The sequence below is a fragment of the Bradyrhizobium sp. cir1 genome (genome assembly GCF_014198245.1).
Taxonomy (GTDB): Bacteria; Pseudomonadota; Alphaproteobacteria; order Rhizobiales; family Xanthobacteraceae; genus Bradyrhizobium.
In genome coordinates this window covers 136,941-160,071 of record NZ_JACIHE010000013.1, presented here as the reverse complement: position 1 = coordinate 160,071, position 23,131 = coordinate 136,941, and the positions used below count along the sequence as shown (strand labels likewise).

Annotated in this window: 27 protein-coding genes; 7 read left to right on the top strand and 20 right to left on the bottom strand. The window is 65.8% G+C overall.

Annotated elements, in window-relative coordinates; genetic code table 11:
- Positions 1 to 56 precede the first annotated feature (56 nt).
- Positions 57 to 1,064, top strand: a complete 1,008-nt coding sequence (locus GGD63_RS24915; protein WP_183245797.1) for an LLM class flavin-dependent oxidoreductase — start codon at positions 57 to 59, stop codon at positions 1,062 to 1,064.
- 109 nt (positions 1,065 to 1,173) lie between these two features.
- Here the strand turns inward: GGD63_RS24915 and GGD63_RS24910 are convergent, their stop codons facing one another.
- The 6 genes from GGD63_RS24910 to GGD63_RS24885 form a co-directional block, all read right to left on the bottom strand.
- Complete coding sequence (locus tag GGD63_RS24910) at positions 1,174 to 2,049, bottom strand: amidohydrolase (RefSeq protein ID WP_183245796.1); 876 nt, start codon at positions 2,047 to 2,049, stop codon at positions 1,174 to 1,176.
- Between the two features lie 12 nt (positions 2,050 to 2,061).
- Complete coding sequence (locus tag GGD63_RS24905; protein WP_027575064.1) at positions 2,062 to 2,457, bottom strand: RidA family protein; 396 nt, start codon at positions 2,455 to 2,457, stop codon at positions 2,062 to 2,064.
- 25 nt (positions 2,458 to 2,482) lie between these two features.
- On the bottom strand, positions 2,483 to 3,286 hold the full coding sequence (hpaH, locus tag GGD63_RS24900) for a 2-oxo-hept-4-ene-1,7-dioate hydratase (RefSeq protein ID WP_183245795.1): 804 nt from the start codon (positions 3,284 to 3,286) through the stop codon (positions 2,483 to 2,485).
- Positions 3,287 to 3,289: 3 nt separating this feature from the next.
- A complete protein-coding gene (locus GGD63_RS24895; RefSeq protein ID WP_183245794.1) occupies positions 3,290 to 4,150 on the bottom strand; it encodes a fumarylacetoacetate hydrolase family protein in 861 nt (286 codons plus the stop codon).
- A gap of 66 nt (positions 4,151 to 4,216) precedes the next feature.
- On the bottom strand, positions 4,217 to 4,834 hold the full coding sequence (locus GGD63_RS24890; protein ID WP_183245793.1) for a flavin reductase family protein: 618 nt from the start codon (positions 4,832 to 4,834) through the stop codon (positions 4,217 to 4,219).
- Positions 4,835 to 4,837: 3 nt separating this feature from the next.
- Positions 4,838 to 5,803 (bottom strand): tripartite tricarboxylate transporter substrate binding protein, encoded by a 966-nt coding sequence (locus GGD63_RS24885; RefSeq protein WP_183245792.1) that lies wholly within the window; start codon positions 5,801 to 5,803, stop codon positions 4,838 to 4,840.
- A gap of 132 nt (positions 5,804 to 5,935) precedes the next feature.
- Here GGD63_RS24885 and GGD63_RS24880 point away from each other — a divergent pair, with 132 nt between their 5' ends.
- The 4 genes from GGD63_RS24880 to GGD63_RS24865 all read left to right on the top strand — a co-directional run bounded on the left by GGD63_RS24880 (position 5,936) and on the right by GGD63_RS24865 (position 9,682).
- Positions 5,936 to 6,727: an IclR family transcriptional regulator gene (locus GGD63_RS24880; RefSeq protein ID WP_183245791.1), complete on the top strand. Its 792-nt coding sequence runs from the start codon at positions 5,936 to 5,938 to the stop codon at positions 6,725 to 6,727.
- 301 nt (positions 6,728 to 7,028) lie between these two features.
- Entirely contained in the window at positions 7,029 to 8,324 is a 1,296-nt protein-coding gene (locus GGD63_RS24875) for an O-acetylhomoserine aminocarboxypropyltransferase (protein ID WP_183245790.1), read from the top strand.
- 4 nt (positions 8,325 to 8,328) lie between these two features.
- Positions 8,329 to 9,111, top strand: a complete 783-nt coding sequence (locus tag GGD63_RS24870; RefSeq protein ID WP_183245789.1) for an alpha/beta fold hydrolase — start codon at positions 8,329 to 8,331, stop codon at positions 9,109 to 9,111.
- Positions 9,112 to 9,178: 67 nt separating this feature from the next.
- Complete coding sequence (locus GGD63_RS24865; RefSeq protein WP_183245788.1) at positions 9,179 to 9,682, top strand: DUF6496 domain-containing protein; 504 nt, start codon at positions 9,179 to 9,181, stop codon at positions 9,680 to 9,682.
- 23 nt (positions 9,683 to 9,705) lie between these two features.
- Here the strand turns inward: GGD63_RS24865 and GGD63_RS24860 are convergent, their stop codons facing one another.
- From GGD63_RS24860 to GGD63_RS24850, 3 genes are read right to left on the bottom strand one after another with little or no spacing between them, the layout of a single operon-like run.
- A complete protein-coding gene (locus GGD63_RS24860; protein WP_183245787.1) occupies positions 9,706 to 10,644 on the bottom strand; it encodes a TauD/TfdA family dioxygenase in 939 nt (312 codons plus the stop codon).
- A gap of 27 nt (positions 10,645 to 10,671) precedes the next feature.
- Positions 10,672 to 11,625 carry an aliphatic sulfonate ABC transporter substrate-binding protein gene (locus GGD63_RS24855; protein ID WP_183245786.1) on the bottom strand — a complete coding sequence of 318 codons (954 nt, stop codon included), beginning with the start codon at positions 11,623 to 11,625 and terminating at the stop codon, positions 10,672 to 10,674.
- 28 nt (positions 11,626 to 11,653) lie between these two features.
- Entirely contained in the window at positions 11,654 to 11,848 is a 195-nt protein-coding gene (locus tag GGD63_RS24850; protein WP_183245863.1) for a hypothetical protein, read from the bottom strand.
- Between the two features lie 390 nt (positions 11,849 to 12,238).
- On the opposite strand from GGD63_RS24850, the gene GGD63_RS24845 reads away from it, so the two are divergent.
- The gene (locus GGD63_RS24845) at positions 12,239 to 12,970 is read left to right on the top strand and encodes an SDR family NAD(P)-dependent oxidoreductase (RefSeq protein WP_183245785.1); all 732 of its coding nucleotides are present in this window, start codon (positions 12,239 to 12,241) and stop codon (positions 12,968 to 12,970) included.
- A 441-nt stretch (positions 12,971 to 13,411) separates the two neighbouring features.
- Here GGD63_RS24845 and GGD63_RS24840 read toward each other — a convergent pair whose 3' ends face one another.
- From GGD63_RS24840 to phnG, 9 genes are read right to left on the bottom strand one after another with little or no spacing between them, the layout of a single operon-like run.
- The gene (locus tag GGD63_RS24840; protein ID WP_183245784.1) at positions 13,412 to 14,023 is read right to left on the bottom strand and encodes a pyridoxamine 5'-phosphate oxidase family protein; all 612 of its coding nucleotides are present in this window, start codon (positions 14,021 to 14,023) and stop codon (positions 13,412 to 13,414) included.
- Positions 14,024 to 14,050: 27 nt separating this feature from the next.
- Positions 14,051 to 14,647 carry a phosphonate metabolism protein/1,5-bisphosphokinase (PRPP-forming) PhnN gene (gene phnN, locus GGD63_RS24835; RefSeq protein ID WP_183245783.1) on the bottom strand — a complete coding sequence of 199 codons (597 nt, stop codon included), beginning with the start codon at positions 14,645 to 14,647 and terminating at the stop codon, positions 14,051 to 14,053.
- Positions 14,644 to 15,801, bottom strand: a complete 1,158-nt coding sequence (locus GGD63_RS24830; protein WP_183245782.1) for an alpha-D-ribose 1-methylphosphonate 5-triphosphate diphosphatase — start codon at positions 15,799 to 15,801, stop codon at positions 14,644 to 14,646. The genes phnN and GGD63_RS24830 overlap by 4 nt, the downstream gene beginning before the upstream one ends.
- A 5-nt stretch (positions 15,802 to 15,806) precedes the next feature.
- Positions 15,807 to 16,505 (bottom strand): phosphonate C-P lyase system protein PhnL, encoded by a 699-nt coding sequence (phnL, locus tag GGD63_RS24825; protein ID WP_183245781.1) that lies wholly within the window; start codon positions 16,503 to 16,505, stop codon positions 15,807 to 15,809.
- A gap of 8 nt (positions 16,506 to 16,513) precedes the next feature.
- Complete coding sequence (gene phnK, locus GGD63_RS24820; protein WP_183245780.1) at positions 16,514 to 17,311, bottom strand: phosphonate C-P lyase system protein PhnK; 798 nt, start codon at positions 17,309 to 17,311, stop codon at positions 16,514 to 16,516.
- Positions 17,304 to 18,200: an alpha-D-ribose 1-methylphosphonate 5-phosphate C-P-lyase PhnJ gene (locus tag GGD63_RS24815; RefSeq protein WP_183245779.1), complete on the bottom strand. Its 897-nt coding sequence runs from the start codon at positions 18,198 to 18,200 to the stop codon at positions 17,304 to 17,306. Before GGD63_RS24815 ends, phnK begins: the two co-directional genes overlap by 8 nt.
- Positions 18,197 to 19,300: a carbon-phosphorus lyase complex subunit PhnI gene (locus GGD63_RS24810; protein ID WP_183245778.1), complete on the bottom strand. Its 1,104-nt coding sequence runs from the start codon at positions 19,298 to 19,300 to the stop codon at positions 18,197 to 18,199. The genes GGD63_RS24815 and GGD63_RS24810 overlap by 4 nt, the downstream gene beginning before the upstream one ends.
- Positions 19,301 to 19,303: 3 nt before the next feature.
- Positions 19,304 to 19,912 carry a phosphonate C-P lyase system protein PhnH gene (gene phnH, locus GGD63_RS24805; protein ID WP_183245777.1) on the bottom strand — a complete coding sequence of 203 codons (609 nt, stop codon included), beginning with the start codon at positions 19,910 to 19,912 and terminating at the stop codon, positions 19,304 to 19,306.
- Between the two features lie 4 nt (positions 19,913 to 19,916).
- Positions 19,917 to 20,381, bottom strand: a complete 465-nt coding sequence (gene phnG / locus GGD63_RS24800) for a phosphonate C-P lyase system protein PhnG (protein ID WP_183245776.1) — start codon at positions 20,379 to 20,381, stop codon at positions 19,917 to 19,919.
- 120 nt (positions 20,382 to 20,501) lie between these two features.
- Between phnG and phnF the strand changes: the two genes are divergently transcribed.
- Complete coding sequence (phnF, locus tag GGD63_RS24795; protein WP_183245775.1) at positions 20,502 to 21,233, top strand: phosphonate metabolism transcriptional regulator PhnF; 732 nt, start codon at positions 20,502 to 20,504, stop codon at positions 21,231 to 21,233.
- Positions 21,234 to 21,394: 161 nt separating this feature from the next.
- Here the strand turns inward: phnF and phnE (GGD63_RS24790) are convergent, their stop codons facing one another.
- Together phnE (GGD63_RS24790) and phnE (GGD63_RS24785) are read right to left on the bottom strand one after the other, a co-directional pair.
- A complete protein-coding gene (gene phnE, locus GGD63_RS24790) occupies positions 21,395 to 22,243 on the bottom strand; it encodes a phosphonate ABC transporter, permease protein PhnE (protein ID WP_183245774.1) in 849 nt (282 codons plus the stop codon).
- Positions 22,240 to 23,124 (bottom strand): phosphonate ABC transporter, permease protein PhnE, encoded by an 885-nt coding sequence (gene phnE, locus GGD63_RS24785; RefSeq protein WP_183245773.1) that lies wholly within the window; start codon positions 23,122 to 23,124, stop codon positions 22,240 to 22,242. The genes phnE (GGD63_RS24790) and phnE (GGD63_RS24785) overlap by 4 nt, the downstream gene beginning before the upstream one ends.
- Positions 23,125 to 23,131: the final 7 nt, after the last annotated feature.

Below are 23,131 nucleotides of genomic sequence, written 5' to 3'. Positions count from 1 at the left end.
GCTGACACTACATGTGATCCTCGATCGCGCATCCCCTCCACTCCGGTACCCCACGCATGACCCCCTTCTCCGTGCTCGACCTCGCTCCCATCCGCCAGGGCGGCGATGCGGCGCAGGCGTTCCGCAATTCGCTCGATCTCGCGCAGCATGCGGAGAGGTGGGGCTACAAGCGCTTCTGGCTGGCCGAGCATCACAACATGACGGGCATCGCGAGCGCGGCGACGTCGGTGGTGATCGGACATGTCGCAGGGGGCACCAAGACGATCCGCGTCGGGTCCGGCGGGATCATGCTGCCGAACCATTCGCCGCTGGTCATCGCCGAGCAGTTCGGCACGCTGGAGTCGCTCTATCCCGGGCGGATCGATCTCGGGCTCGGGCGGGCGCCGGGCACGGACCAGTTCACGGCGCGGGCGCTGCGGCGCGACCTTGCCACCAGTTCCGAGAATTTTCCGCATGATGTGCTGGAGCTGCAGGCGCTGCTGGGCGACGTGCAGCCGAACCAGGCGATCCGCGCCGTGCCCGGCATGGGGACCAAGGTGCCGCTCTGGATCCTGGGCTCGAGCACGTTTGGCGCGCAGCTGGCCGCGATGCTCGGGCTGCCGTTCGCGTTTGCCTCGCATTTCGCGCCGCAGATGATGATGCCGGCGCTGCGCGAATATCGCGCGCGCTTCGAACCCTCAGCCCAGCTCGACAAGCCCTATGCGATGATCGGCGTCAACGTGTTCGCCGCCGACAGCGATGCGGAGGCGCAGCGCATGTTCTCCTCGCTGCAGCAGCAGTTCATCAACCTGCGCCGCGGCACGCCCGGGCCCCTCCCGCCGCCGGTGGACGACATGGATGCTTTGTGGTCGCCGGCGGAGAAGGCGGGCGTCGGCCAGTCGCTGTCCTGCTCCGCGGTCGGCTCGCCCGAAGTGGTGGAAGAGAAGCTGAAAGCGCTGATCCTTGAGACCGGCGCGGACGAATTGATGACGACGGGGCAGATCTACGACCACGCCGCGCGGCTGCGCTCGTTCGAGATCGCAGCCGAGGTGCGCGACCGGCTGGCGAAGCAGCCGGCGGTGTAATGTGGAGACGGCGCTCGTCATTGCGAGCGCAGCGAAGCAATCCAGATTATCTCCGTGGAAATAGGCTGGATTGCTTCGTCGCTTCGCTCCTCGCAATGACGAGGAGGCTCTAATCCGGAAAGCCGAACAGCCTCGCCGGATTGTGCACCAGGATCTTCTCCAGCTCGGCCTGATCCGCCGCGTAGCGGTACATCAGCTCGAGCAGATCGGCATCGTTCGGCGGCTGCTTGACCGAGACCGGATGCGGCCAGTCGCTGGCCCAGACGCAGCGGTCGGGCGCCGCCTCGATATAGGCGCGCGCGATCGGGATGACGTCGTCGTAAGGAGGCCCGGCCTTCGAGGTCTTCTCGCCGAGCGACAGCATCACCCAGAAATTGCCTTTCTTGAGCAGCTCCAGCATCTTGCGCAGGTTCGGATCGTTCTTGCCAGCTAGCGGATCGGGGCGCGCCATGTGGTCGATCAGCACGGGCACGTCGAGATTCTCGTATTTGGCGACGCTGGAGACGATGCCGTCCTTCTCCGGCTGTATCTTGACGTACCAGCCGAGCTCGCGGATGCGGGCGATGGCGCGGGCGAAATCGGCATCCGACAGCACCGCGCCGAGCTCCTGGCGAAAACTGAAGCGCGCGCCGCGGACGCCGGCATCATGCAGCTTGGCAAGATAGGAATCGTCGGCCTCCGCGAACACCAGCGCGTTGGCGCAGCCGCGATAGTTCGGACCCATCGCGGCGAGACCGTCGAGCACGACGGCATGATCGGCGCCATAGGTCGTGGTCTGCACGATGATGCCGCGCTCGATGCCGAGCGTCTTGTGCATGCGCAGCGCCGCTTCCCAGGTCGCGGTCGGCATCCGATAGGCGGCGCCGGGACGCTCCGGATATTTGTCGATCGGCCCCAGCACGTGGAACTGGCTGTCGATGGTCTTCGGCGGAGGCGCCTTCACCGGGCGGCGCGGATTGGGATCGAACGGCAGATAGGTCGGCATGCGCAAAACTCCTCAGTCGATCACGGCGGTGAAGTCGCACTGCACCAGCGCGCCGCCATCCATGTTGTCCATCGGCAGCGCGTGGCGCGCCGGGCGCGAATGCTCGTCCGGAAACATTTTCAGCCACTCGACATTGACGGGGCCGCGCTGCGAGCGGTCCTTCAGCCACACCGTCATCTTGATGATATCGTCGGTGGTGCCGCCGGCGGCCTCGACCGTCGCCTTCATATGCGCGAACATGTTGGCGCATTGGGCATCGAGACTCTCCGGCATCGCATTCGTCGCGGGATCGCGGCCGAGGATGACGCCGGACATCACGAGATTGCCGATGCGGCAGGCGTTCGGGATCGGATTGACGTGCTTGAAGCCGCCGATGTGGATGCTCTTGCGCCGCGTTTGACCGGTCATGGTGCGCTCCCTTCTTGTTGTTGCTTCAGACGAACTGGCACGACACCGAGCCGAAGGCGCCGTAGTCGGCGTGGAAGGTGTCGCCGCGACGGATGTCGACCGGACGCGTGAACGATCCTGCCAGCACGACTTCGCCGGCGGCGAGATATTCGTCATGCGGCGCGAGGCGGTTGGCGAGCCAGGCGATGCCGTTGGCGGGATGATTGAGCACGCCTGCGGCAAGGCCGGTCTCCTCGACCTCGCCGTTGCGGAACAGGAGCGCGCCGATCCAGCGCAGGTCCGCGTCCATCGGACGGATCGGCCGGCCGCCGAGCACCAGCGCGGCGTTGGCGGCGTTGTCCGAGATCGTGTCCATGACCTTGCGGGTCTTGCCCGTCTCAGGGTCGACGCGATGCATGCGCGTCTCCAGGATCTCCAGCGCGGGCGTGACGTAGTCGGTGGCGTTGAGCACGTCGAAGATGGTGCAGTCGGGCCCGCGCAGCGGCGCCTTCAGCACGAAGGCGAGCTCGACCTCGATGCGCGGCGCATGGAAGCGGTCGAACGGGATCGGTGTTGCGTCGGCATAGAACATGTCGGCGAACAGCACGCCGTAATCGGGCTCATTGATGCCGACCGCGTTCTGCATCGCCTTCGAAGTGAGGCCGATCTTGTGGCCCTTGATGACGCGGCCGCGGCCGAGCTGGAGCTTGGTCCAGGCGCGCTGGATGGCGTAGGCATCCTCGATGCTGAAGTCCGGATACTCTTTCGAGAACATCGGGATCAGCGCCTTGGTGCGCTCGGCTTCATCAAGACGCGCGGCAAGGCGTTCGATCGTGGCGCTGTCCAGCATGGTCTATTGCTCCGCGGCGACGATGTTGCGCAGCACGCCGATGCGGCTCGACTCGACCTCGACGACGTCGCCCACCTTGAGCCAGCGCGGCGGGTCGAAGCGCGCGCCCGCGCCGGTCGGCGTGCCCGTGACGATCATGTCGCCGGGTTTGAGGGTTGCGAAAGTGGAGAGATAGGAGATCAGGAAATCGAACGGGAACATCAGCCGTTCCGTCGTGTCCTGCTGCCGCACCTCGCCGTTGACGCGCGTGACGATGTCGTGCGGCCCGCGCGGGTCGAGCTCGTCCGCCGTGACGATCCACGGGCCGATGCTGCCGGAACGGTCGAAATTCTTGCCCTGCGTGACGTTGAACTTGCCGTGGCGCAGCCAGTCGCGGATCGTGCCCTCGTTGCACAAGGTCATACCGAAGATGTGCGACCACGCCTGTTCGCGCGAGATGTGGCGGCCGCCCTGCCCGATCACGATGACGAGCTCGCCTTCATAGTCGAGCTGATCGGAGACCTTCGGTTTCTCCAGCGGCTGACCGGAGCCCGTCATCGAGGACATGCTGCGCACGAACAAGCTGGGATATTTGGGCAGGTCCGAATTGTCTTTATACTCCGCGTTGCGCTCGGCGTAGTTGACGCCGATGCACCAGAGCTTTTCCGACGCCAGCACCGGGGGCAACAGGACGAGCTTGTCCAGCGCGTAGTCGGGCTTTTGTCCGGCAACAGCCTCCTGCGCATCGGCGAGCGCATTGGCGGCGATCAGCGCCTTCACATCCGAGAAGTCGCGGCCGATCCGCTTGGTCAGATCGACGACACCGCCAGCAACGGCCGCGCCATAGCGCGCCTCGCCGTCCAGGAGATAGCTCAGGAGTCGCATTGTCATTTCCTCCGATGATCTTGAGGCGGCTGGGCGGGATGACCGGCCCGCGAGAGGCCCGCGCACTCAGTCTTTCGATTTGGGAGTCTGGAACACGGTGTTCAGCGTCACGATCTCGCCGAGGCGGGCGTAGCGCGGGCCGCCGATGCGCGCGATCGGGTCGAGCGCCTTGGTCTCGACCTTGCCGTCGTTCACGAGGCCGTCGCGCAAATGGAACATCACGACCTCGCCGACGATGAGCCGGCTCTTGGCATCGCCGAATTCGAGGCACTGGCGGAAGCGGCACTCCATCGCGACGGGTGCGGCCGCAAGCCGACGCACCTTGATGCGCTCGCAGGGCAGCGTCTCCAGCCCGAGATGCTCGACCTCGCTGATCTCAGGCGGATGCTCGACGGAGCTGTCGTGCACCGCATTCATCAGGGGCGTATCGGCGATGTGGATGACATATTCCTCGGTGTCGAGGATGTTGTGCGCGGTGTCCTTGTAGTCGGCACCCTTGCGGCCGACGCTGATGGCGAGCATCGGCGGCTTCTGCGAGACGAAGGTGAAGGCGCTGAACGGGGCGAGATTGAGCACGCCCTTGCTTGACAGGCTCGTGACCCAGGCGATCGGACGCGGCACCACGATGCCGGTCATCAGGCGGTAGATGCGCTCGGCGCCGAGCTCGGTTGGGTCGATCCGCATCGATCATTCAGCCCTGATGTTGGCCTTGCGCACGACCGGAATCCACTTGGCGTCCTCGCGCTCCAGATAGGCCCTGAACTCGTCCGGCGTCATCGGCGTGGCTTCGCCGCCGAGTTTTTCGAATTTGTCGACGACACCCGGGTCTTTCAGGATCGCGACCAGCGTCTCGTGAAGCTTCTCCACGACCGGCGCCGGCGTGCCAGCGGGCGCGAACAGGCCGGTAAAGGTCTGGCCGTCAAAGTCCTTGTAGCCGAGCTCGGCGAAGGTCGGCACGTCGGGCAGCGACTTCAGGCGATGCGGTGAGGTGACGGCCAGCGCGCGGAACAGGCCGGCCTTGATGTGCTGGAGGCTGACCGTGAGCTGGTCGAATGCGAACTGCACCTGGCCGCCCAAGAGATCGTTGATCGCCGGCGCATTGCCGCGGTAGTGCGCGGTAACCCATTGCAGGTCGAGGTTCGACTGCATCAGCTCGCTGAGCAGATGGTTGGTGGTGCCGGGGCCGGGCGAGGCCATGGTCAGCTTGCCGGGCTCGCGCTTGGCGAGCTCGATGAATTCCTTGAAGGTGCTGGCCTGCACCGACGGATGCACCTCGAGCACCAGCGGTGTCATCGAGATGGTCGAGATCGGCAGGAAGTCCTTCTTCCAGTTATAGGCGTCGCGCTTGTTGATCTCGGTTGCGAACAGCACCGGGCCGTTGGCGCCGACGAACAGCGTGTAGCCGTCGGGCGCCGATTTCGCGAAGGCCTCGCCCGCGATCATGCCACCGGCGCCGGCCTTGTTCTCGATGATGAAGGGCTGGCCGAGCTTTTCCTGGAGCTTGTCGGCAATGATGCGCGCGGCGCTGTCGACATTGCCGCCGGCGGGATAAGGCACGATCAGCTTGACGCTGCGGGCGGGCCATTGCTGGCCCAACGCAGGCCCTGCCAGCATCGCGGCTGCAGCAGCGATGGCAATCCAGATTAATCTCATGTTAACCTCCCAGCGGCCCTTCCAATTCCAGTATCGGGTGCCGATGACGTCGCGCATGGCATCCCGATCGCGGCGCAATCTCCAGATGCGCACTTGTCCTGTCGAGTGAATTGTGGCGTTCTTGTCCATATTATGGACAGAACCAGAATAGCCCGCAACGCCATGGAACCGCGGCAGGGCGCGCAGGCGATCCGGCGCGCCCTCGCGGTGCTGCGCATTCTTGCCGCAGGCCGCGAGGACGGTGTGCCATTGGCCGAGGTGGTACGGACCACCGGCCTCACCCGTCCGACCGTGCATCGCATCGTCCATGTGCTGATCGAGGAAGGCATCGTCGAGCGGCACCAGCGCACCGGGCGCTACGCGATCGGCAACCAGGTGCCGGAGCTCGCGCTGGCGCGTCCCCGGCCGTCGCGGCTGCTGATCGCGGCCAATCCGTCGCTGCAACGTGCATCCGCCGCGATCGGCGACACGCTGTTCCTGACCGTGCGCACCGGCAACGACACGCTGTGCGTCGACCGCAGGATCGGCGTCTATCCGATCCAGGTGCTGTCGATCGAGGTCGGCGCGCGCCGGCCGCTCGGCGTCTCCAGCGCGGGCGTCGCCATCCTCGCCGCGATGCCGGCGCAGGAGGCGCGAAAAATCGTCGCGGCCAATGAGAAGCGGTTCGAGGCCTACCGGACCGATGTCGCGACGGTGCTCGGCGAGGTCGCCGCCGCCAGGCGGCTGGGATACGGCATGAGAGAGATCGGCCTCATCCAGGGCACGAAATCGATCTCGACCTGGATCAAGACTCCGGACGGGCAGCCCGCCGCGGCGATGACCGTCTCCGCCGTTCGCACGAGGCTCGGGCCAAGGCGAGAGCAGGAGGTGGCGGAGATTCTGCTGCGGGAGGCTCGGATCATCGAGCAGGCGATCGGGGGGTAAGGTAGAGACGGCGCTTCTTCGCCTCTCCCCGCTTGCGGGGAGAGGCCGGAATTCGAGCGAAGCTTGAATTCCGGGTGAGGGGGAGTCTCCGCAAGCTCGCTGTCACCGTCTCTGCGGAGAGAGCCCCTCACCCCAACCCTCTCCCCGTAAGAACGGGGCGAGGGAGCGCACCGACGATGCGGCCACGGCTCACGTCACACTTCGCGCTGCACGTCACCACGCGGCGCTGTCAATGGGCTGACGTGCGGCTCCGTTTTGTGGCACAACGGCCGCCATCACCGACCGACCAACGAGGCCACGCATGCCCGCGCCAAAGCCGCCTGCCTTCGAGACCCTGAGCCTGCATGCGGGCCAGCATCCGGATCCCACCACCGGTGCCCGTGCGGTGCCGATCTACCAGACCACGTCCTACGTATTCCAGGATTCCGACCACGCCGCCGCGCTGTTCAACCTGGAGCGCGCCGGGCACATCTATACGCGCATCTCCAATCCGACCACGGGCGTGCTGGAGGAGCGGCTTGCGGCGCTGGAAGGCGGCGTCGGCGCCATCTGCACCGCGAGCGGCCAGGCGGCGATGCACCTGGCCATCGCCACGCTGCTCAATGCCGGCGACCACATCGTGGCCTCGAGCTCGCTCTATGGCGGTACCATCAACCTCTTGGCGCACACCCTGCCGCGCTTCGGCATCACCACGACGTTTGTGAAACCACGCGATCTCGATGCGTTTCGCGCCGCGATCAGGCCGAACACGAAGCTCGTAATCGGCGAAACCATCGGCAATCCCGGGCTCGAGGTGCTGGACATTCCCAAGGTCGCTGCGATCGCGCATGAGGCAAAGATTCCGCTGCTGATCGACAACACCTTTGCCACGCCCTATCTCAGCCGCCCGATCGAGCTTGGCGCCGACATCGTGATGCATTCGGCGACCAAATGGATCGGCGGCCACGGCATCGCGATCGGCGGCGCCATCGTCGACGGCGGCCGCTTCGACTGGCGCGGCTCCGGCAAATTCGCTGTGCTGACCGAGCCCTATGGCGGCTATCACGGCATCGTCTTCGACGAGCAGTTCGGCACCGCCGCTTTCATCATGCGCGCCCGCACGGAAGGCCTGCGCGATTTCGGCGCCTGCCTGTCGCCCACCAATGCGTTCCAGCTGCTGCAGGGCGTGGAAACGCTGGGCGTGCGCATGGACCGGCACATGCAGAACACGCACGCCGTGCTGGAGGCGCTCAAATCCAACAAGGCCGTGGACTGGGTGCTGCATCCCTCGCTGGAGACCCATCCCGACTATCAGCTCGCCAAGACGCTGCTGCCGCGCGGCGCCGGCTCGATCGTGTCCTTCGGCATCAAGGGCGGCCGGCCCGCCGGGCGCAAGTTCATCGAGTCGCTGCGCATGATCAGCCATCTCGCCAATGTCGGCGATGCCAAGACGCTGGTGATCCATCCCGCCTCGACCACGCATCAGCAGATGGACGCCGAGCAGCTCAAGGCGGCCGGCGTCGGCGAGGAGCTGGTGCGGCTCTCTGTCGGCATCGAGACCGCCACCGACATCATCGACGACCTCAACCAAGCACTGCGCATCTCGCAAAAGGCCTGACACCATGAAGCTTTCCGTCAACGGCACTGATGTGTTTGTCGCAACCGGCGGCCGCGACTTCGACAAGTCGCTGCCCGCGGTGGTCTTCATCCACGGCGCGGGCTTCGATCATTCGACCTGGGCGCTGCATACGCGCTGGTTTGCCCATCATGGTTTTTCGGTGCTGGCGCCGGACCTCCCCGGCCACGGCCGCTCGGCCGGGCCGTCGCTCTCGACCATCGCGGAGATGGCCGACTGGATCGCGGCGCTGCTCGATGCGGCCGGCGCTGCGAAGGCACATCTGATCGGTCACTCCATGGGATCGTTGATCTCGCTGGAGACGGCGGCGCGGCATCCCGAAAAAGTCTCCGCGCTGAGCCTGATCGGCACCGCCGCGACCATGACCGTCGGTCCGGATCTGCTGAAGGCCGCCGAGGCCAACTTGCAGGATGCCAACGACATGGTCTCGATCTGGGGCCTCGGCTTCAACGCGGAACTCGGCGGCAGCCTCGCGCCAGGCCTGTGGATGCATGGCGGCGCGCAGGCGGTGCTGAAGGCTTGCGAGCCGGGCGTCCTGTTCAGGGATCTGTCGGCCTGCAATGCCTATGCGAATGCGCTCACCGCTGCGGCGGGCGTGAAGGTGCCGACGACGCTCATTCTCGGCGAGCGGGACATGATGACGCCGGCCAAGGCCGGCAAGGCGCTTGCGGCCGCGATCCCGCATGCGAAGACCGTCGTGGTGCCCGGTGCCGGCCACATGATCATGGCCGAACGCCCGGACGAGTTGCTTGCGGCGCTGAGGAACTAAGCGGATCGATCTTCTGCCTTGCGCGTTGCGGTCAGACATCCCTCTGAATCAGAAGGGGAACTCGACTATGCCAAGACAGGAAATCATCCGCAAAGCCAGGCAGGACAAGCGCGCCGGTAAATCGGCCAGCACGCAGGCCGGCGAATTCGTCAAGGACGAGATCGACAGGATCCGGAAAGGCAAGCACGGCGCGCGCTCGACCAAGCAGGCCATCGCCATTGGCCTTTCCGAGGCGCGGCGCGCCGGTGTCGATCTGCCGCCACCGCGCAAGGGAAGCACCAAGAAGTCGACGCGCCGCAGCGCCAAATACGCTTACGAGGTCGGCCAGGGCAAACGTACCGCGAAACACCGCCCGCGCGTGTCACGCGCCGTCGAAGGCGTGTTGAAGAAGGAGCCGCGGTCGACCGCATCGCGCGGCGCGCTGTCGAAACAGGCCAAGCGTGCTGCAAGCCGTCGAACCGCAGCGTCCCGCTCAGCCGCCGCGCGGAAGGCGAGCCACACCAAGGGCGCCAAGGTGCGCTCCGCCGCCGCAAAGAAGGCGGCACGCACCAGGGCGCGCCGCCGGAGGTAGGTGGAGCGCCGCGTCGGGCGAAACTACTCGGCGGCCTCGCCGAGATCGAGCCGGGCTCGCGGTGCCTCTCCGGTCACCACCGAGACACGCTCGCCCCAGCGTTCCTCGGGATAGTAATCCCAGATCGCGTGGTGCTGGCTCGCCCAATTGTCCCATACCAGCAGCGAATTCGGGTGCCAGTTGACGCGCGTCTGCAACGCAAGCTGGCTTTCGACATGCCGGAACAAGAGCTGCAGAATGGCGTCGCTTTCCCGCCGCGTCAGTTGCACGATGTGCGAGGTGAAGGACGCATTCACATAGAGGAACTTTCGTCCCGTGCGCGGATGGATCGGCACCACCGGGTGCTCGGTCTGCGGATAGGTCTTGCCGGGATCAGGCTTCGCACCATAGCCGGCGGTCCAGGCCAGCGACCCATCGTGGATGGCGGTCAGGCCGTCGAGCAATTGCTTGATCGGATCCGACAGGAATTCGTAGGCGAGATACATGTTGGCGAAGGCGGTATCGCCGCCGAGCGGCGGGGTCTTCGTCACCCGCAGCAGCGAATAGGCGATCGGGCTGGGATCGCAGGACACGTCGGGATGCCAGCCGTCGCCGGCAGTGAAGCGCGAGTCCCGGCCGGTCTTCCATGACAGGAATTCCGGATCGAACGGACCATCGCCCTTGAAACGCGTGGCGGCCAGCTCATGCCGGTGCAAAGACTTGCCGAAGCGGCGCGCGAAGCGCTTATGATCCTCCGGCGACAGTTTCTGGTCGCGGAAGATCACGGCAAGATTCTCGTCGAGCGCCCGCCTGATTTCGGCGAATTGCGTCTCGCTCACCTCCTTGGAGAGATCGACACCGGAGATCTCCGCGCCGACAGTCGGCGAGAGCTGCCTTACCTTGATCGTCTCGAACGGTTCGCGCTGGTGCGTGTTCCACCGTTCGATCGCGAGCTTGTCGTTGAAGTCTCTGTAGAAACTCATACTGCTACTCCTCAAAAGGATGCCCGCTCAGGAGCCCGGATTCCATTTCCAGACGATGTCGGAGACCTTGACCGGCTTCGGGATCAGGCCGAGCCTGGCGAAGCGATCGGCGACCGCCTGCTGGCTTGCGACAATTTCGGCATCCAGCGGCACGACGCGGAAGTTGGAGCGATCCACGAAACGCCTGACAGCCTCGATGTCGACGCCGGTCGCGTCTGCCTGCGCTTTGGCGACGTCCTCGTGGTGTTGGTTGGCCCAGACGCCTTCGGACGCGAAGGTGGAGTTGAGCTTCGCGACCAGCGAAGGATATTTATCAACGAAATCCGTGTTGGCGATGTAGAAGGCGTTCGGCTTGTGCACGTCCTTGTCGAAGGCGATGACGCGCGCGTTCTCCTTCAATTCGGCAAGCGCAAGATACGGATCCCAGATCGACCAGGCATCGACCGAGCCCTTGACGAAGGCGGCCGTCGCATCGGCTGGCGCGAGCGGCGCCGGCGTGATGTCGGACCAGGACAGCCCGGCCTTTTCGAGCGCAGCGACCAGCAGATTATGCGCGCTCGATCCCTTGCCAAAGGCGATGCGCTTGCCCTTGAGATCGGCCAGCGTCTTGATGGCTGAGTCCTTCGGCACGATGATCGCCTGGGTGTTGCCTTCCGATTTCACCGCAGCAACGTAGCGGATCTTGGCGCCGCCGGCCTGCGCGAAGATCGGCGGGGAGTCGCCGACATAGCCGAAATCGACGCTGCCGACATTGATGGCTTCCAGCAGCGGCGGACCGAACTGGAAATCGACCCACTTGATCGCGATGCCGAGCGGCTTGAAGGCGTTCTCGAGCGTCTGGCGCTGGCGCACCGCCGGGAAGAAGCCGCCCTTCTGCGTGCCGATGCGGATTTCCGCCGGCTTGTCCTCGGCGCGCACGGGCGAACCCGCCGCAGTTGCCAGCAACAGAGCGCCGGCGATGATGTGTCGTCGCGTGATCATTTGCAAAGTCCTTTCGGTCTGCTGGTGCTCAGATTGAGACAAGGTACCCGCGTTCCGCCAACACGGCGCGTGCGGCGCGTTCGGCGTCCCGCGCGGAGCGGAACTGGCGGCCTTCGAGGCTGTCGAACAGACGTTCGGAGGAGAAGAAGCGGAAGCCGCGCTCGTCGCTGGCGATGATGCCGGCGGTGCGATCGTGAACTTCGATGATATAGGCTTTGGGCATGGCTGCTCGTTCGCCGAACGGGTCGGCGCTCCTGTCAAGAGATTGCGATCGGGACTTTGGCTCGGCGATCAGCAGCAACAACAGGCGCCGGTCGCGGCCGAGACGCAGCGACGCATCATGCGCTTGCGCATGTCGCTTCTCACTCGCTGGTCATTCGATCTCATGCAGCAGGCCTTCGGCTCGACGATGCAGTTTCGATGTTGCGAATATCGAGGGATTGACCCAATCGGTCAATGAAATGGCTATCCATATTTGCCGCGGTCGCGTGCGCGCACTTCTCTGCGCGCAAGCCGCCGCAGCCGAAATCATCTCGCGATGATGTCAACACGCAGGGGGTCCATAGCGTGGTACCGTTGCCCTGAGAGGCGCAAAGAAGTGCGGGAGGACGACATGACGGATGCTTTGAAGGGGCGCACGGCGCTCGTCACCGGCGGCTCGCGCGGGATTGGCGCAGCCGTCTGTCGTGCGCTGGCCGAAGCAGGCGCAGCGGTGGCGATCAATTGCCGCGAGAGAATTGGCCAGGCTGAACAACTCGCGGGCGAGATCGGCCAGCAGGGCGGCCGCGCCATCGTGGTCGCCGCCGACGTCTCGCAACGCGAAGCCGTGGCCGGAATGGTCGAGCGCGTCACGGCCGGACTCGGGCCGATCGATATCCTCGTCAACAATGCCGGCATCGCCATCACGCGCGGCATCGATGATCTCACCGAGGACGATTTCGACCGCACCATCCTGGTCAACCTGAAATCCGCCTTCCTGTGCACGCAGGCGGTGCTGCCGTCGATGCGCGCGCGGAAATGGGGCCGCATCGTCAACATCTCCTCCGGTGCTGCACGTGGCGCCGGCTCGATCGGGCCGCACTACAATGCGTCCAAGGCCGGCATGGAGGGCCTGACGCGAGGTTATGCGGCGCGGCTGGTGAAGGAAGGCATCACCGTCAACGCGGTGGCGCCCTCGCTGATCGAGACCGACATGATGAGCGGCCAGCCCGGCCTCGTCAGTCGCATCCCGCTCGGCCGCTTCGGCACGGCGGATGAGGTGGCGAAAGCGGTGATGCTGCTGGTCGATAATGCCTACATGACCGGGCAGACCATCGCGCTGAGCGGCGGAACGGCGTTTAATTAGAGGGCGGCTGCGGCGTGCTTGCTTCACCTCTCCCCGCTTGCGGCAGGGCTATCGCATTTGAGAGCTTCCCCTGTGGCCATCCTTCGAGACGCCCGCTTCAGGGCGGGCTCCTCAGGATGAGGACGGAGTGCGCGGCAGCAGTTTCAACGGGCACTGACGCTGATTAGCCTCATCCTGAGGAGGCGCGTAAGCGCCGTCTCGAAGGACGAGGCGTGCGCGCAGGCCGCCTCAACGAGTCATATGCGATAGCCCTGCCGCTTGCGGGGAGAGGTCGGATTGCATCGAAGATGCAATCCGGGTGAGGGGGTACAGGTCCCACGACGATCTCACGTGTGGAGAGAGAGGCCCCTCACCCCGCCCTCTCCCCGCATCCGCCTTCGCCCGAAGGCGGGCTTCGGCGGACAAGAGAGCGGGGCGAGGGAGACGAGAGAGCGCGGTCGATCACCACATCGTTGCCGCCGCGCGCTCGGGCCAGATGCGGTCGTACTCCGCGCCGCCGACCTTGTTCTGGCTCATCTCGGCGAGGATCTGGCCCGGTGTCGGCAGCGTCTTGGGATCGACGCGCTTGTCGGGATTCCAGAGATCGGAGCGGACGATGGCGCGGGCGCACTGGAAATAGATTTCTTCCACGTTCATCACCATCACGCTGCGCGGCGCCTTGCCCTCGACCTTGAACGAGGCCAGCAGCTCCGGATCGACTGACAGATGCGCGCGGCCGTTGGCGCGGACCGCATTGCCGGACCCGGGGATCAGGAACATCAGCGACACGCGCGGGTCGCGCACGATGTTGCGCAGGGAATCGACCCGGTTGTTGCCGCGTCGGTCCGGCAGCATCAGCGTGTTGGGATCGTGGATGCGGACGAAGCCGGGAAGATCGCCGCGCGGCGAGCAATCGATGCCTTCGGGGCCGATGGTCGCGAGCGCGGCGAACGGCGCCTTCTCGATGAAGATGCGGTAGAGCGGCGTGACATGGTCGGCGACTTTCACGGTCGAGGCATCGTTGGTGGCGCCGTAGATGGCCTCAAGCTGTTCGACCGTTTCGATCACCGTCATTCCACTCTCTCCTTGTTGGGCCAGCCGCTAGTCTTGCCAGCTTTCGTTCTTGATGACGCGCACGAGCTGGCGGCTGTGATAGTCCGCGCTGCCGGCGTTGAGGATGGTGACGTCGGCTTGCGCCGACGAGTTGTCGACACTGCGTGACAGCCGCTCCGCGATATTTCGGTCGCTCTGCCGCGCCCGCGCGGCAAGCCGCTGCGCCAGCACGTCCGGCGGCGCCGTGATCGCGACCACCACGACATTGGCATAGGCCCGGCGCAACGTGGCAATCACAGTGCGCGAGACGTTCGCGACGACCGCACAACCGGCGCGGATGTCGTCGTTGATCTCGAGCGGCAGCGCATAGGCGTGTCCATGCGCCTCCCAGTGCACGGCGAAATCGCCGTGATCGCGCGCACGGCGGAATTCGTCCTGGCTGACCGCGATATTGTCCTCGTCCGCGGAGGACGCGCGCGTCACGACACGGCGCGGAAAGACGACACTCAGGTCATCGGCGCAGGCCGCCTGCGCCAGCCGGAGCAGCGTATCCTTGCCGGCGCCGCTGGGACCGACCACGAGCACGAGCCGGCCGGGCCCGATCGCGCCCGCCTCGCCCTCGGCCGTGGTCACGGTCTCGCTCATGCGACGCGGCGTCCCTCGCGCCAGACGCTGCGGACCACGGGAACGTGGCCTGCGACATGCACGCGGATCAGGTCGGCGCGCTTGCCGGTTGCGACCTCGCCGCGGTCGGTGAGGCCGACCGCCTCGGCGGGTGCCTTGGTCACCGTGCGAACCGCAGCCGGAAGGCTGATCGCAGGCACATGCTCGGGCAATTGCAACGCCGCCATCAGGAGGCTGGACGGAATGTAGTCCGACGACAGGATATCGAGCAGGCCTTCGCGGGCGAGATCGACCGCGGCAATGTTGCCGGAGTGCGAGCCGCCGCGCACGACGTTGGGCGCGCCCATCAGGATGTCGATGCCGGCCTGGTGCAGGCCGCGCGCGGCCTCCAGCGTGGTCGGGAATTCCGCGACCGAAACGCGATCGCGCACGGCATCCGCGACATTCTCCTCGGTGGTGTCGTCGTGGCTCGCCAGCGGGATCTTGTACTCGTGCGCCAGCGCCACGATCTCGCGCATGTTGGCCGCGGCATAGAGCCTCTGATATTCGAAGCGCTTTGCGAACAGCTCGTCGAGCTCGGCATCGGTCTTGCCACCGCCCTTGCCGCGGTAATAGTCGCGCAGCTTGACCTCGTCGCGGAACTGGCGCTGGCCCGGCGTGTGGTCCATCAGCGACATCAGCTTGACGTCGGGACGGTCGATCAGCTCCTTGGCCTCCTCGACCACGCTCGGCATCGGGATTTCGCAGCGCAGATGCAGGAAGTGGTCGGCGCGCAGCAGGTTGGCTTCGCGCGCGGTGGTGATCGCGGCGGCGAGCACGCCGGCGCGGCCATCGACCTCCTCCGCGCCGTCCTCACGCCAGACCCGGAGCGAATCGAACACGGTGGTGATGCCTGATGTGGCGAGCTGGCCGTCATAGGAGACGACGGCGGCGACCGGATTCCAGAACACCTTTGGCCGCGGCACGTAATGCGCTTCGAGATGGTCGGTGTGGAGCTCGATCAGGCCCGGCATGATCAGATCGCCGCCGGCATCCTCTGCGCCCGCGGGGGCCCTGCCCTCACCGATCTCTGCGATGCGTCCATCGGCAAGCGCGAGCCAGCCCTGCTCGATCACCCGGTCGGCCAGGACGATCCTGGCGTTGGCAATCAATGTGTCCTTCGGCTTCATTTCCATGTCCTTCAGGCCGCGGCGGCAAAGCTGGTGACGTCGACGATGCGGTCGGCAATCAGATGGCGGATTTCGTCGTCATGGACAATGGCGACCATGGCGACGCCCTGACGCTTCTTCTCGGCGACCAGCTCGACCACCACGGCGCGGTTGGCGGCATCGAGCGAGGCGGTCGGCTCGTCCAGCAGCAGGATCGGCAGATCCGAGATGAAGCCGCGCGCGATATTGACGCGCTGCTGCTCGCCGCCGGAGAAGGTGGCAGGGGGAAGCTGCCACAGGCGCTCGGGGATGTTGAGGCGATGCAACAACTCACCGGCGCGCGCCTGTGCATCGGCCCGGCTCATGCCGTTGACGATCAACGGCTCGGCGACGACGTCGATGGTGGCGACGCGCGGCACCGCCCGCAAAAACTGGCTGACATAGCCGATGGTGGAGCGACGAATGTTGAGGACCTGCCGCGGCTCGGCGGTGGCGAGATCGACCACCGTGCCGCGATGGCGGATGCCGATGCGGCCCGAGTCGCAGCGGTAATTGCCGAAGATCATCTTCAGGATCGACGATTTTCCGGCGCCGGATGGGCCGGAGAGCACGACGCATTCACCGGGGTTGACGTGGAAGGTCACGCCGCTGACGACGGGCAATTCGATGCCGCCTTGCAGGTGCATCGTGAAGGTCTTTTGCGCATCGGCGACGTCGATCATGGCGGTCATCGGAACACTCATGGCGGCAGAATCGAGGAGACGAGGAGTTGCGTATACGGCTCGCGCGGGTCGTCGAGCACCTGATCGGTGAGACCGGTCTCGATGACGCGGCCGCCTTTCATCACCATCACGCGGTGCGACAACAGGCGCGCTACCGCGAGATCGTGGGTGACGATGATCACGGCGAGGTTAAGCTCGGCGACGAGGCTGCGCAGGAGGTCGAGCAGGCGCGCCTGCACGGAGACATCGAGGCCGCCGGTCGGCTCGTCCATGAACACCAGCCGGGGCTCGGTGACGAGGTTGCGCGCGATCTGGAGACGCTGGCGCATGCCGCCGGAATAGGTGCGCGGCGCATCGTCGATGCGCGCGGTATCGATCTCGACGCGGGTCAACCAGTCGGAGGCGGTGTCGCGGATGCGGCCGTAGTGATTCCAGCCCACCGCCATCAGCCGCTCGCCGACATTGGCGCCGGCCGACACCGCCATGCGCAGGCCCTGGGCAGGATCCTGATGCACGAAACCCCAATCGGTGCGGAACAGGAAGCGGCGCTCGGCTTCGCCCAGCGTCGCGAGATCGCGGGTGATGCCGTCACGCATGCGATACGAGACGTGACCCGCGCTCGGGGCGAGCTGGCCCGACAGCATCTGCAGCAGCGTCGACTTGCCCGAGCCGGATTCGCCGACGATCGCCAGCACCTCGCCGGGATAGAGCGAGAACGACACGTCGCGGCAGGCTTTGATGCGGCCGAACGACTTGCTGAGGGATTTTGCGACCAGCAGCGGCTCGTCGTTCTCGACCAGATTCTGATCAGCCATTCGAGGCCTCCTGCGCCTTCTCCTTGTACGGCGCGGCGCTGAGGCTGCCGTGATGACCGGCGGCCTGGCGTCCCTCGCAATAATCGGTGTCCGAGCAGACAAACATGCGCCCGCCCTTGTCGTCGGTGACGATCTCGTCGAGGTAGGAGTTCTCCGCCCCGCACAGCGCGCAAGGCGCATTGAAACGATAGGGCTCGAACGGGTGATCCTCGAAATCGAGCGAGACCACCTGGGTGTAAGGCGGGATCGCATAGATGCGCTTCTCGCGGCCGGCACCGAACAATTGCAGCGCCGGGCAATTGTCCATCTTGGGATTGTCGAATTTCGGCGTCGGCGACGGGTCCATCACGTAGCGCGCGTTCACCTTGACCGGATAGGCATAGGCGGTCGCGATGTGGCCGAAGCGGGCGATGTCCTCATAGAGCTTCACATGCATCAGGCCGTATTCGGCGAGCGCGTGCATGCGCCGCGTCTCGGTCTCGCGCGGCTCGAGGAAGCGCAGCGGTTCCGGGATCGGCACCTGATAGACCAGCACCTGGTTCGCGCGCAGCGCCGTCTCCGGGATGCGGTGGCGGGTCTGGATCACCGTTGCCTCGTCCGTCGCCGTCGTGGTGGCGACGCCAGCGGTCTTGGCGAAGAATTTTCGGATCGAGATCGCGTTGGTGGTGTCGTCCGAACCCTGGTCGATCACCTTCAAGACGTCCTGCGGTCCCAGGATCGCGGCCGTCACCTGCACGCCGCCGGTGCCCCAGCCATAGGGCATCGGCATTTCGCGGCTGGCGAACGGCACCTGATAGCCGGGGATCGCGATCGCCTTCAGGATCGCGCGGCGGATCATCCGCTTGGTCTGCTCATCGAGATAGGCGAAGTTGTAGGCGGGCGCGTTCATTCCGCGGCCTCCTTCATGGCATCGGGCGCATTGGCCTCGGCAAATTCCTGACGCAGCTTGCGCAGCAGGCCGAGCTCGGACTGGAAGTCGACATAATGCGGCAGCTTCAGGTGCTCGACGAAGCCGGTCGCCTGGACGTTGTCGGAATGCGACATCACGAATTCTTCATCTTGCGCCGGGGCCAATGCCTCCTCGCCGAGCTCGCGCGCGCGCAGCGCGCGATCGACCAGCGCCATCGACATGGTCTTGCGCTCGCTCTGGCCGAAGGCGAGGCCATAACCCCGGGTGAAGCACGGCGCTTCCGTGGCCGATCCCTTGAACTGGTTGACCATCTGGCACTCGGTGAGCTCGATCGCGCCGAGCGGCACGGCGAAGCCGACGTCTTCCGCGAGAAATTCGACCTCGACCTCGCCGAAACGGATCTCGCCGACAAAAGGATGGTTGCGGCCGTAGCCGCGCTGGGTGGAATAGCCCATCGCGAGGAGAAAACCTTCGTCACCGCGCGCAAGGTTCTGCAGGCGCAGGTCGCGGTCGGCCGGAAAATTCAGCGGCTCGCGGGTGAGATCGCCGACGCTGGCGCCGTCCTCGGCTTCCGGCGAGGATTCGATCAGCCCGTCCCGGCCTAAAATGTCGGTGACGCGCGGCGTCGGCGCGGTCGAGGCCTCGGCCACAGCCGGCGCCTCCGGTACGAAGCCCTCGGCGAGCGAGGGATCGAGCAGGCGGTGGGTGTAGTCGAAGGTCGGACCTAAGATCTGGCCGCCCGGAATGTCCTTGAAGGTCGCCGACACCCGCCGCCGCACCCGCATCGCGCCAGTGTCGACCGGCTCGCTGGTGCCGAAACGCGGCAGCGTGGCGCGGAAGGCGCGGACCAGGAAAATCGCCTCGATCAGATCGCCGCGCGCCTGCTTGATCGCAAGCGCGGCGAGCTCGCGATCATAGAGCGAGCCTTCGCTCATGACGCGGTCGACGGCGAGGCCAAGCTGCTCCGAGATCTGATCGAGCGTGACTTCCGCAACGCTCTGGTCGCCGCGCCGCTTATGCGCGAGCAGGCGATGGGCGTTCTCGATGGCGCGTTCGCCGCCTTTGACTGCGACATACATGCTTCAGCTTCCCTTGCTCACGACGCGCGTGGTGCGGGGGATCGCGACCACGGCGTCATCTGCGACCAGCACCACGTCGATGCCGCGCGGAAACAGCGCCTCGTTCATGCGCAGGCGCTCGAACAGGTCGAACGGCTTGATCGACGCCTGCAGCGTCGCGACCCCATCGATGCCGGGGCCGCGCAGCTCGAAGCCGCGACCGGAGCTCAGGCTATCGACCTGAATGATCACCGTGGTCGAACGGTCCGGATATTCGCCGGTGCCGAGCGCGAAGCGCTCGAGCGAAGGCAACGCACCACCGTCGCTGATGAGCGCGAACGAAGCGATCGAGGAATCCTGCACCACCGGCGCGCCGGTATGGAACTTAAGCCACTTGGTCACGTCCGAGCTTTCCGACATCCGCGCATCGAGCCAGAGCGGCGTGTCGTGGTCGAACAGCGTCAGTGCGATCGCGGCGGTGCCGCGCATCATCATGCCGGGCGCTCCCGCCATCGGCACGATGCGCTGGACCGAGCCCGGCCGCGCCATCGCGTCCATGACCGAACGAAAGGTCGATTGCGCCGACAAGACCTTGTCGGCGAAACCCGGCGGCAGTTCCGCAATCGTGGTCATGATCTCACCCCTCACCGCGCACCATGGTGTAGAAATCAACCTTCGTCGCGGCGGTCTCTTCCGCCGCCCGCGTCCGCCTGACCATAAGCTGCTCGCGCAACGGCGCGATAACGCTGCGCTCGACGAGCCCGCCGAAATCGCGGGACTGCACCAGCGCATCGCACAGCGCGATCAGCCGCGCCTTCTCACCGTCGCGCCCGAGCGTGTAGCCGAAGCCGACCTCGCCGCTCGCGAGCCTCACCGCCGCGCGCGACACCGTGGCTTCGCCGAGGTTGAACGGCGCACCGTCACCGCCGACCCGGCCGCGCAGCATCACGAGGCCGTTCTCCGGCGCACGCAGATCCTGATGAGCCGGCAGAGCGAGATCGCGGAGGCGGGCGGCGATCTCGCCCGCCTCCGCGTGCGCCAGCACGGCCATCGCGGCCTTGCGCTGGGCTTGCTGGGTATTGTGCTGGGTCACCTGATCCACCGAACGTTTCTACAGAACTTGCCGAATCCAAGTTGTCTATGATAATAGACAACTTCATACGGATGCGCCATGACTGTTTCGTGACAATGATGTGATTTTCGCGCTAGGCTGACCGACGACATGAGCATGCAGGACACAGCCTCTTCGGGCGTCGCGTTGTGGCGCCTCGTCGCCGACGGCATCGAGCGCGGCATCGCCGACGGCCGCTTTGCGGCCGGCGACAAGCTGCCGGGCGAGATGGAGATCGCCGAAACCTATCGCGTGAACCGCCACACCGTGCGGCGGGCGCTGGCCGCCCTCGCCGAGCGCGGCCTGGTGCGCGCCGAGCGCGGCAGCGGAACCTATGTCGAGGCGCAGAAGCTCGCTTATCCCTTGCGCTCGCGCACGCGCTTCTCCGAGATCGTCGGCGCTGATGGCCGCGAGCCGCATGGCCGGCTGATCGAGGCGACCGATGACGTCGCGACGCGCGAACTCGCGCGCGAGCTGGGACTGAAGACCGGCGCGCCCTTGGTGCGGATCGAAGCGATCCGCCTCGCCGACCGCACGCCGATCTGCGTCTCCACCACCTGGCTATCAGCGGAACAATTTCCGGGCGCCGGCGAGGTGTTCGCCGCAACGCGCTCGATGACGAAGCTGCTCGAGCATTTTGGCGTGCGCGACTATCGCCGCGGCGCGACCCGGATCACCGCCGGCATCGTCGATGCCACCGATGCCGCGCGGCTCGATCTGCCGCTGGGGCGGCCGATCCTGGTGGTCGATGCCACCGACCACGACCTCGCCGGCAAGCCGCTGGTGACGAAGCATTCGCGGTTTGCCGCGGAGCGGGTGGAGTTCTTGGTCGAGAACGGGTGAGGCCGCCTGTTCTCCCTCTCCCCGTTCTTACGGGGAGAGGGTTGGGGTGAGGGGCTGCTTCCGCAATGACGGTGAGAGACGGACTCGCGGAGAGTCCCCCTCACCCGGAATTTGCTTCGCAAATTCCGGCCTCTCCCCGCAGGCGGGGAGAGGCGAAGAACTCAAGCCACGGCCCTTCGCCCGATGATCGCAAAGCGCAGCTTGCCCGAGATGAAATCGATCGCCGCGACGGCGACCAGGATCATCAGGATCAGGAACGACACTTTCTGCCATTCCAGCACGCGGATCTGTTCGGCGAGTTGGAGGCCGATGCCGCCGGCGCCGACGATGCCGATGATGGTGGCCGAGCGCGTGTTGGATTCGATGAAATAGAGCACCTGGCCGGCGATCACGGGCAGGACCTGCGGCAACAGGCCGAAGCGGATCTCGTGCAGCGCACTGCCGCCGGAGGCGCGGATGCCTTCGACCTGCTTCTGGTCGGCGCCCTCGATCGCCTCCGAGAACAGCTTTCCGAACGCGCCGAAATCCGACACGGCGATGGCGAGCACGCCGGCGAATGGGCCGAGGCCGACGACGTTGATCCACACCAGCGCCCAGATCAGCGTGTCGACGCCGCGGATCGAGTCGAGGAAGCGGCGGATCGGGAAGCGCACAATGTTGGACGGCACGATGTTGCGAGCGGCGAGCAGGCTGACCGGCAGCGCGAAGATGGCGGCCAGCGTCGTCCCGAGCAGCGCGATCGAGAGCGTCTCGCCCAGCGCCTTCAGATAGATCGGCAGGGAGGAGCCGGGATCCGGCGGGATCATCATCAGGCTGATCCAGCCAAGCTGGCTCAGCCCAGCGAAGAAGCGCGACGGCGAGAAGTCGAGATCGACGAGGCCATAAATCAGGATCGCGAGCGCCACGACGATCATCGCCGGCGTTGCGAGCCGCGCCGAGGCCGGCCGGGCGAATACGTCGGGGTAGCGCGCGCGAAGCTCTTGCGTGTCGACCTGCTGCGGCTTCGTCACGTCCGCGCCTCCTTGCCGAACAGGCGGCTGCGCAGCCAGCCGGTGGTGATGTCGATGATGAAGACCGTGACGATGATGGTGAGCAGGATGGCGCTGACGTCCGAATAGTAGAACTTGCGGATGGCGACGACGAGCTCCTGGCCGATGCCGCCGGCGCCGACAAAGCCCATCACGGAGGCTTCGCGGACATTGATCTCGAAGCGCAGCAGCGCGTAGCTGGCATAGCCGGCCGTGACCTGCGGCACGATGGCGAAGCGCATGCAGGAGAGCCAGCTCGCCCCGGTCGAGCGGATGCCCTCGACCGGCTTCATGTCTGCGTTCTCGACGATCTCCGAGAACAGCTTTCCGAGCGCGCCGGTGGAGTGGATTGCGATCGCCAGCACGCCCGCCATCGGTCCGAGCCCGAAGGCGATGACGAAGACCAGCGCGAAGACGATGCCGGGAACCGTGCGGGCGAATTCCAGCAGGCGCCGGACGACGAAGCGCAGCCAGGGGGCCGGCGAGGTGTTTTCGGCCGCGAAGAAATTCAGGCAGAATGCGAAAGTCGCGCCGATCAGCGTGCCGACATACGAGATCAGCAGGGTCTCACCCAGCATCTTCAGCCATTTGCGCCAGCCCCAGAACCACTCGCCGACATCGGTCCAGACCCGCTGGCCATTCTCGAGCGTGAGGATGCGGTCGAAATAGCTGATGAAGTTGCCGAAATAGGTGAACAGCGTGCGCAAATTCACTTCGGCGCCGATCGCGGCGAGTGCCAGCGCTGCGGCAAAGATCGCGGCGCCCAACAGCAGACGAAGCCGCCTGCGCGAGACCGCCTGGCGATAGGCGGCGTTGAGCGCGGCCAGCTGCTGCTCGGGGAGGATCGAAACCGCGACGGTCATCTGGTCA